Origin of the sequence: Streptomyces solincola (assembly GCF_002982015.1) — a bacterium.
GTDB lineage: Bacteria > Actinomycetota > Actinomycetes > Streptomycetales > Streptomycetaceae > Streptomyces > Streptomyces solincola.
Genome location: NZ_PVLV01000742.1, coordinates 1 through 1,049, shown reverse-complemented (window position 1 = coordinate 1,049; position 1,049 = coordinate 1). Strand labels below are relative to the sequence as shown.

The 1,049-nt window shown below is 73.8% G+C and carries 2 protein-coding genes; both read right to left on the bottom strand.

All coding sequences use genetic code 11. The features are described 5' to 3' along the window. Window positions 1–43 precede the first annotated feature (43 nt). Entirely contained in the window at window positions 44–517 is a 474-nt protein-coding gene (locus C6N75_RS29865) for a thiol-disulfide oxidoreductase DCC family protein (RefSeq protein ID WP_105871951.1), read from the bottom strand. A gap of 17 nt (window positions 518–534) precedes the next feature. Beyond that, the gene (locus C6N75_RS29860; protein WP_105871950.1) at window positions 535–942 is read right to left on the bottom strand and encodes a hypothetical protein; all 408 of its coding nucleotides are present in this window, start codon (window positions 940–942) and stop codon (window positions 535–537) included. Window positions 943–1,049 lie beyond the last annotated feature (107 nt).

Below are 1,049 nucleotides of genomic sequence, written 5' to 3'. Positions count from 1 at the left end.
CCTCCCGCCCCGCTTGGAACGTCCGTCCCCACGTACCCACCGACTACCTCCCCGTCCCGACGTCCCGCCCACGGTAAGCGGCCCCCGCCGCCCCCGGGACGCCCGGGTCCGGGGTGCACCGCCCGTCCGCGCAGCCGGCCGTGCCACGCGCGCCGCGCCAGCGGGCGGCGGCCAGGACGGTGGCCCGGGCGACCGGCAGTCCGGCTGGGGTCGCCAGCCGCCGGGCGGTGGGGCGGTAGGCGTCCAGCGCCCACAGGCAGGTGATCCAGGCCGCCGTCGAGCGGTACACCTGGCCGGCGTCCCCGACCACGGTGATCTCCTTCAGCGTCGACCCGTGGTCCAGGTGCGGGAAGCGCCGCCGGGCCTCGGCCGACCCGGCGGGCACCAGGTCCAGTGGGATCCGCTGCCGCTGCCGGACCAGCCAGCCCCGCAGATGCGTGCAGAGCGCGCAGTCCGCGTCGTACAGGACCGTCAGTCGTCGCACCGGCGGGAGCCGGGGGGCTTGTTGCCGGGTCATGGCCGCCGCGCCCCGGCTCAGGCGCCGGTGGCGGGGGCGGTCCAGCCCTGCGGTGGCACCGGCGGGTGCGGCTCGCGGTCCAGCGCCCCGCGCCGGCGGATGCGGTTCAGCACGTAGACGTTGGCCAGGTGCAGCACGCCGAGCACCAGCAGCACCACGCCGAGCTTGACCGACAGCGCCTCGAACAGCCCCCGGGCGTCCGCGACGCTCTCCTCCTGGCTCAGGTAGAGCGCCACGAAGCCGAGGTTGACCAGGTAGAAGCCGACCACCAGCAGGTGGTTCACGGCGTCCGCCAGCTTCTCGTCGCCGTGCAGGACGTCGGCGAGGAAGATCCGCCCGTTCCGGCTCAGCGTGCGGGCCACCCAGACCGTCAGCCCGACGCTGACCAGCAGGTAGACGATGTACGCGACGACGGTGAGGTCCATGCCCCATCCCCTTTGAACGTGTTCAAAAGCTGATGGGGTCGAGCTTAGGGGCGTTTTTGAACATGTTCAAGTCTGCGAGGTCGGGGGCGGAGCCGGAGCCGGGGGCG

What these genes read in the sequence shown, in the direction of transcription:
- C6N75_RS29865 (WP_105871951.1), bottom strand. Translation starts at nt 517, where the DNA reads ATGACCCGGCAACAAGCCCCCCGGCTCCCGCCGGTGCGACGACTGACG.
- C6N75_RS29860 (WP_105871950.1), bottom strand. Translation starts at nt 942, where the DNA reads ATGGACCTCACCGTCGTCGCGTACATCGTCTACCTGCTGGTCAGCGTC.